Annotated in this window: 7 protein-coding genes; 2 read left to right on the top strand and 5 right to left on the bottom strand. The window is 68.3% G+C overall.

Annotated elements, in window-relative coordinates; all coding sequences use genetic code 11:
* Together ACXJKR_RS21040 and ACXJKR_RS21035 are read right to left on the bottom strand one after the other, a co-directional pair.
* Positions 1 to 226, bottom strand: a 226-nt coding sequence (locus tag ACXJKR_RS21040; protein WP_457324475.1) for a sensor histidine kinase N-terminal domain-containing protein, incomplete at its 3' end; no start/stop codon positions are given.
* A complete protein-coding gene (locus tag ACXJKR_RS21035; protein ID WP_056193638.1) occupies positions 223 to 882 on the bottom strand; it encodes a response regulator transcription factor in 660 nt (219 codons plus the stop codon). The genes ACXJKR_RS21035 and ACXJKR_RS21040, both read right to left, overlap by 4 nt.
* Positions 883 to 960: 78 nt before the next feature.
* Here ACXJKR_RS21035 and ACXJKR_RS21030 point away from each other — a divergent pair, with 78 nt between their 5' ends.
* Positions 961 to 2,211: an ABC transporter substrate-binding protein gene (locus ACXJKR_RS21030; RefSeq protein ID WP_457324474.1), complete on the top strand. Its 1,251-nt coding sequence runs from the start codon at positions 961 to 963 to the stop codon at positions 2,209 to 2,211.
* Positions 2,208 to 3,275 carry an ABC transporter ATP-binding protein gene (locus ACXJKR_RS21025; protein WP_457324473.1) on the top strand — a complete coding sequence of 356 codons (1,068 nt, stop codon included), beginning with the start codon at positions 2,208 to 2,210 and terminating at the stop codon, positions 3,273 to 3,275. Before ACXJKR_RS21030 ends, ACXJKR_RS21025 begins: the two co-directional genes overlap by 4 nt.
* Positions 3,276 to 3,323: 48 nt before the next feature.
* Here ACXJKR_RS21025 and ACXJKR_RS21020 read toward each other — a convergent pair whose 3' ends face one another.
* The 3 genes from ACXJKR_RS21020 to ACXJKR_RS21010 all read right to left on the bottom strand — a co-directional run bounded on the left by ACXJKR_RS21020 (position 3,324) and on the right by ACXJKR_RS21010 (position 6,119).
* Positions 3,324 to 3,656, bottom strand: a complete 333-nt coding sequence (locus tag ACXJKR_RS21020; RefSeq protein WP_457324472.1) for a hypothetical protein — start codon at positions 3,654 to 3,656, stop codon at positions 3,324 to 3,326.
* A 119-nt stretch (positions 3,657 to 3,775) separates the two neighbouring features.
* Positions 3,776 to 5,299: a hypothetical protein gene (locus tag ACXJKR_RS21015; RefSeq protein WP_457324471.1), complete on the bottom strand. Its 1,524-nt coding sequence runs from the start codon at positions 5,297 to 5,299 to the stop codon at positions 3,776 to 3,778.
* A 61-nt stretch (positions 5,300 to 5,360) separates the two neighbouring features.
* Complete coding sequence (locus ACXJKR_RS21010; RefSeq protein ID WP_457324470.1) at positions 5,361 to 6,119, bottom strand: substrate-binding periplasmic protein; 759 nt, start codon at positions 6,117 to 6,119, stop codon at positions 5,361 to 5,363.
* Positions 6,120 to 6,398: the final 279 nt, after the last annotated feature.

Raw genomic sequence — 6,398 nt, 5'->3', positions numbered from 1 at the left:
CCTGGGCCGAGCGCGGCAGGTCGACAAAGAGGCCACTGGCCGTGGGCCGGATCTGGCGCGCCAGCGCCCGGGCGGCCTGCAAGAGGCTGCTGTCGACCAGCTCGTCGGCATGCCTGCTGGCCAGGCGATAGGCGCCGAAAGCCGCCACCAGCCACAGCACGATCTGCGGCAGCAGCAGCCACAACAGCAGTTGCCGGTGCAGCGAGCGGCCGGCCGGTGAGTTCACGATGACGCGGTGGCTTCGAGCAGATAGCCCAGGCCGCGCACCGTGCGCACGGCCAGGCCCGAGCCTTCAAGCTTCTTGCGCAGGCGGTGGATGTAAACCTCGATGGAGCCGCCTTCATCGGCACCCCAGGCCTCGACGATCTGCGCCTTGGTGACGACGCGATCGCGCTCGGTCAGCAGCAGGTCCAGCAGCGACCATTCGCGCGGGCTCAGCTCCAGTGGCTCGCCGCCGACGCTGGCGCGGCGCGCGGCGCGGTCCAGGCTCAGGCGGCGCAGCTGCTGGGTCTGCGAGGCCGGGCGGCCACGGCGCAGCAGCGCGTGCAGGCGGGCCTCCAGCTCGGGGAAGTCGAAGGGCTTGGTCAGGTAGTCGTCGGCACCGGCCTGCAGGCCGGCGACGCGGTGCTCCAGCGCGTCCAGCGCCGTCAGCACGAGGATGGGCAGGGTGCGGCCGGCCTCGCGAACGCGCTTGAGCACGGTCAGGCCGTCCACCATGGGCAGGCCGAGGTCGAGGATGGCGATGTCGAAGTCCTGCTTGCGCAACAGGTACTCGGCCACGGCGCCGTTCTCGGCCCACTCGACCTTGAACGAGGCGTTAAGCAACTGCTGCTGCAACGCGTCAGCCAGCAGGGCGTCGTCTTCGGCGAGCAGCAGGTTCATGGTTGGCAGACTTTAATGGCGTCGGCGCTAGTGGTTAATACGATATTAAGTTTATTAACTCTCGGTAATGATGCCGTGATGCTCCGCGCCTGCGTCCTTCTTGTCACGTCCCTGTTTGCCGCCGCGGCCCAGGCCGGGACGCCGACGGACGTCGTCCATTGGTGGATCTCGCCCGGCGAGACGGCCGCCAAGCAGGCCCTGGCCGAGGCCTACCGCGCGGCCGGCGGCCAGTGGCGCGAGCTGGCGGTGACGGCGTCGGAGCAGGCGCGCGCGGTCGTGCAGGAGCGCGTCGCTGCAGGCAACCCGCCGATGGCGGCGCAGTTCAACCCGTCCCTCGCCCTCGTGCGGCTGGCACGCGAAGGCCGGTTGCAAGCCATCGACGACGTGGCTGCCCAGGGCCGCTGGGCCGAGGTGCTGCCTGCCGTGCTGCTGGACGCCGTGAAGGTGGACGGTCATGTCTACGCCGCCCCCGTCAGCATCCACATGCCGGTGTGGCTGTGGAGCTCCAAGGCGGCGCTGGCCAAAGCCGGCGTGAAGGCCGAGCCGCGCAGCATGGACGAGCTCTTCGCCACGCTGGACAAGCTGCAAGCCGCCGGGCTGATCCCGCTGGCCCACGGCGGGCAGTCCTGGCAGGACCTCAACCTCTTCATCGCGCTGCTGGCCAACCAGGGCGGACGCGACCTGTATCTGGCCGTGCTGCGTGACCGCGATGCCGCGGCCGTGCAGGGCGAGGCGCTGCGCCAGGTGCTGCTGAGCTACAAGAAGCTGCGCCGTTATGTGGACCCGGCCTCGCCCGGGCGCAGCTGGGCTGACACGACGGCCCTGCTCGTCAGCGGCCGCGCGGGGCTGCAGTTCATGGGCGACTGGGCCAAGGGCGAATTCRCCCAGGCCGGCCAGCAACCGGGCCGCGACTATGGCTGCACGCCGGGCTTAAGCCCGCGCTCGACCTACATCGTCAGCGGCGACGTGCTGGTCTTTCCCAAGGACAGGGACGGCAGCGCCCGGCCAGCCCAGGCCCTGCTGGCCCGCGTCGCCACTGCGCCCGCCACCCAACTCGCCTTCAGCGCCCGCAAGGGCTCGGTACCGGTGCGCACCGACCTCGACACCCGCACGCTGKACGTCTGCGCCCAGGCCGGCGCTGCGGCGCTGCGCGATGCCGGCCGGCTGGTCGGCAACACGGAATTGCTGCTTGCGCCGGCGCAGCTGACGGCGCTCGAACGCGCGGTCAGCGACTATTGGAACCGCGACATCCCCGTGCAGACGGTGCAACAGACCCTCGCCAGGGTCTTGCAGAACACAGACGACAACGACAACCGGAGACGACCTTGACCCGCGTACACATCCAGGACCTCAGCATCCGCTTCGGCAACCATGAGGTCATCAAGGGGCTGGACCTTGACGTCAACAGCGGCGAGTTCCTCGTGCTGCTGGGGCCCTCGGGCTGCGGCAAGTCGACGCTGCTGCACACCATCGCGGGGCTGAACCAGGTCAGCGGCGGCAGCATCCAGATCGGCGAGCAGGACATGACCCGCGCCGAGCCCAGCCAGCGCGGCGTCGGCATGGTGTTCCAGAGCTATGCGCTGTACCCGACGATGACCGTGAAGGAGAACCTCGCCTTCCCGCTGAAGATGGCCAAGACACCCAAGGCCGAGCTGGAAAAGCGCGTGGCCGCCGCGGCCGACATGCTGCAGCTGACACCGCTGCTGGAGCGCCGGCCCGGCCAGCTCTCCGGCGGCCAGCGCCAGCGCGTGGCCATCGGCCGCGCGGTGGTGCGCGAGGCCAAGGTGCTGCTGCTGGACGAGCCGCTGTCCAACCTCGACGCCAAGCTGCGCACCGACCTGCGCCGCGAGCTCAAGCTGCTGCACAGCCGCTTGGGCAACACGATGATCTATGTGACCCACGACCAGGTCGAGGCGATGACGCTGGCCACACGCATCGTCGTCATGCACCAGGGCGTCATCCAGCAGATCGGCACACCGGCCGAGGTCTACGAGAGGCCGAACAACCTGCGAGTGGCGGGCTTCGTCGGCTCGCCGGCCATCAACCGCATCGAGGGTCAGGTGGGCGAAGGCGGCGTGTTCGCCTCACCCGCCTTCAGCGTGCCGCTGCCCGCCGTGCTCGCGGCGCGCCCGCAAGGCGAAGTGCTGACGCTGGCTATCCGGCCGGAGAACGTTCGCGTCGGCGCCGGCGAGTCCTTCGAGGCCGAGGTCCAGCTTGTCGAGCCGTTGGGCAACCAGCATGTTGTGTGGCTGAGCTGCGCCGGCATCACCGTGTCCGCCGTGCTGCCGGGTCAGCCTGAAGTGCAGGAAGGCGCCAAGGTGCGCTTCGGCTTCGATGCGGGCAGGACGATGTGGTTCGATGCGGCCGGAGAGCGCATCGAGACCGCGCGCTGAGAGACGAAATGACGCGAGCGCGGCAAACGCTCGAGACCGCTGGAGCAGCTACTTCGGAAGGTATTTCTTAGCGAAGCTTTCGATGAAATCAGCGCCGGCATAACCGGCCGCGATGATCCCGAGGACTGACGTCCCCTTGTCCCAGTCGACGCCATCCTTGCTGCCGTAGATCATGCCCAGATAGGCAGCAACACCTGCAACGACACCGACAAACAGCGAGAACGCGAAGACGACACCCTCGAAGACGTCGGCCAGCTTCTTGCCCTTTTCGTGGGCCTCGTCAAATTGCTTCTTGAGCCCGCCAACAGCGCGCATGCCTTGACCGAAAGCTCCGAGCACAGCGGATAGACCGCAGCCGGCGAGAAGAGTTCCAGCGTCCATTGCAGCACCTCGCGATTCATTGAAGTGCTCGACGCTAATTTCACCCGATCTACAAGACATCCTCAGATTTGCTTAGCGAGCTCCTGGCAAGCACATCGGCGCGCGAGGCCAGCGGCCACTCAACGCGTCGGAATGGAGAAGCGGTAGTCCAGCCCCAGCGCCAGGTTGTCGGCCTTGAACCGGCCACCGCCAGCGCTACGCGCCTCGATGCGGCCGACGCTGAAGTTCAGGGCCAGCCGCTCATCCAGCAGCCAGCGCACACCCGCGCTGGCCTTGGCGGACTTGCCGTGCACATTGGCACCGGCCATCAGCTGGCCGAAGGCCTGCAGGCGCTCATCGGGCCCCGCCAGGGTCTGCACGCCCACGCCGCCGAGGATCTCGGCATAGCCTGGGTAGCCCAGATAGGCGTTGTAGGCCGCCGAGGCCTGCAGCGGCAGATACCAGCGCTGGCCAACGGGGATGTCGAGCTGCAGGCCCAGCATCTGCACTGAGGGGCGGTCGGTGTCCCGGTAGCTCAGGTGCAGGTCCGTCTGGTGCAGCACCGACAGGCGCAGGCCCTGCCAACGGGCCGGGCCGGGTGTCTCGGCGCTGCGGCCGGAACGCAAGTGGTGCGTCAGGCTCAGGCCCCAGGTCTGGTTGCGCGAGCTGCCCTTGGGCGCCCTCATGGTGCCGACGGAGAGCGCCACACCGAGGTCGCGGGTCAGCGAATACTCCGCCGCCACCTTGGGATAGACCAGCAAGCCCGAACTGGTGTCAATCACATCCGACGAATAACCGCCCGAGCCCAGGCCCAGCTGCCCGTACAGCGTGATGTCGGGTGCGACGCGCCAGCGCTGGCCCACCCCGCCCAGCAACTGGTTGTACAGCGGCAGGCCGCTGTAGCCCATGCCCAGGGCGGCGAACCAATAGCTGTCGGCGGCGAAGAAATGCGCGTACTGCAGGTCGGCCAGCCGCACCGTGTTCCTGTTCGACCCCTGGGGATCCTGCTGCCGGTAGTTGTCCAGGGACAGCGTCAACATGTTCTCGCCCATCTCCGCGCCAGCACGGTGGTCGTCCACGGCCGGCAAGGGCTGGCCGTGGCCGGAGAACGGCCCAGTGAGGTAGCTGAAGGGCACCTCCAGCAGCAGGCTGGCCTGGGTACCGTCGATGATGGCCTGGCGGAACTTCAGGCGCGAGACCGTGGCGCCCAGCGTGAACTCGCCGAAGTCATAGCCGAGGCCCGCATAGCCCTTGGCAAAGCCGCCGCTGCCCGACAGCAGCTTGCTGTGCTCGACGCTGCGCCCGCCGCCGCCGCCGCCGGCCGACAGGCCCGCCATCGCGAATACCGGCCCGGCCAACGGGCGCCTGAAGTGCAGGCCCAGGTCCGCGGCCACGAAGCCGCCATAGGCACCCCTGACAAGCGGCGCATAGAAGCCGCCACCCACATAGACGCCCTCAAGCACCTTCTGGTAGGCATGGAAACCGAGCAGGTCGATGGGCCGGTCGCCCGGCACCTTGACGGTCTGGTATTCGAGGGTCAGCAGCGCGTCATTGCGGCGCAGCTCGGTGGACTCGGGCAGTTGGGCAGCGGCGCCTCCTGCGCACAGGCACAGGGTTAGGCAGAGCTTCGGGATGGGGCGGAGGTGGAACGGCGTGCAGGGCATGCGGTGGATCGGCGTCTGGACCGGTCGCAGTGTCGCCGCGGACGACGGCACGAGCGCGGCGTCAGGGCAAGGCGCGTCTTTCGTACTCCTCGACGATCCTTTTCACGGCGCGTGAGCGAATCTGCTCCAGCTCGCCGCTGGCCGCCATGCCGCGCAGGGTTTCCTCGATCCGCGGCAGCAACTCCGCATGCCGCACATGCAGGAAGTGGTAGAGCGGGATGTGCTGCAGCGGCAGATCGAGCGGGTGCACTTCGCCTTGCAGCCCCAGCTGTTGAAGGATGAGCATGCCGCTCAGGCGGTCGTTGACGGCCACGTCGATGCGCTCCGCGGCGACCATGCGCATGAGGGCTTCCATCGAAGGGACTGCCGTCACCCGGCTCATGCCCTGAGTTCCCGCCTCGGAGGAGCCCACGCCGCGCACGATGCCGACCTGGTAGGCCGCAATGGAGGGCCAGCCCTGGATCTTGAAATCCAGTTTCTTCACGAAGGCGGCCGGCTCGATGTAGTTGATCGAGGGCCGGACTGCAAGCAACGTCGGGTACTGCACCTCGACGTTCAGGATGCGCTGGACCTCGCCATCAAGACGCCCCTCGCTGGACTCGAGCAGCGAGCGCAGGGCCGGCACGGCGACGAACTGCAGGTCGATGCCCAGCCGCGCATAGGCGACTTTGAGGATTTCGCTGCCTATGCGCTGATCGGGTACGCCATCCAGCCTGGCCAGCCGCAGCGTGGACGGCAGCGCGCCCGCGGCGCCGGCATCCAACGCCATCGCAGCCAGGACGGTGCAAAGCATGCGCAGCGGCAGGCGGATGGCGACCACGGTTCCTCCTGGGGCGGCTGTTTCGCCGTGGCCGCCTGCGCAATGCGGCGGACGACCGGCACGATCGAAAAGCCGCCGCCATGCTACGCATCTTTGCAGCGCCCTGGCGCAAGAAACAGTTCGTCAGCGCCCAGGCGGCCGCTTCACTGCGACGGTGCCGAGGCCGCCTGCTCGGGCAGGGGCACCGCCCAGGCAAACCCTTCGACGCCCCGAGCGAAGGCGTCGGACAGCTCCTTGTAGGGGCTCTCCGGCGGCGCCTTCAACAGCACGATGAGGCGG

It is taken from the genome of Roseateles sp. P5_E11 (assembly GCF_054049355.1).
Note: the sequence above shows the minus strand (reverse complement) of the source record. Positions and strands in the feature narration are given on the sequence as shown.

Excerpts from the sequence above, each read along its gene's own strand:
- ACXJKR_RS21035 (WP_056193638.1), bottom strand. The coding sequence starts at position 882 with ATGAACCTGCTGCTCGCCGAAGACGACGCCCTGCTGGCTGACGCGTTG.
- ACXJKR_RS21020 (WP_457324472.1), bottom strand. The coding sequence starts at position 3,656 with ATGGACGCTGGAACTCTTCTCGCCGGCTGCGGTCTATCCGCTGTGCTC.
- ACXJKR_RS21015 (WP_457324471.1), bottom strand. The coding sequence starts at position 5,299 with ATGCCCTGCACGCCGTTCCACCTCCGCCCCATCCCGAAGCTCTGCCTA.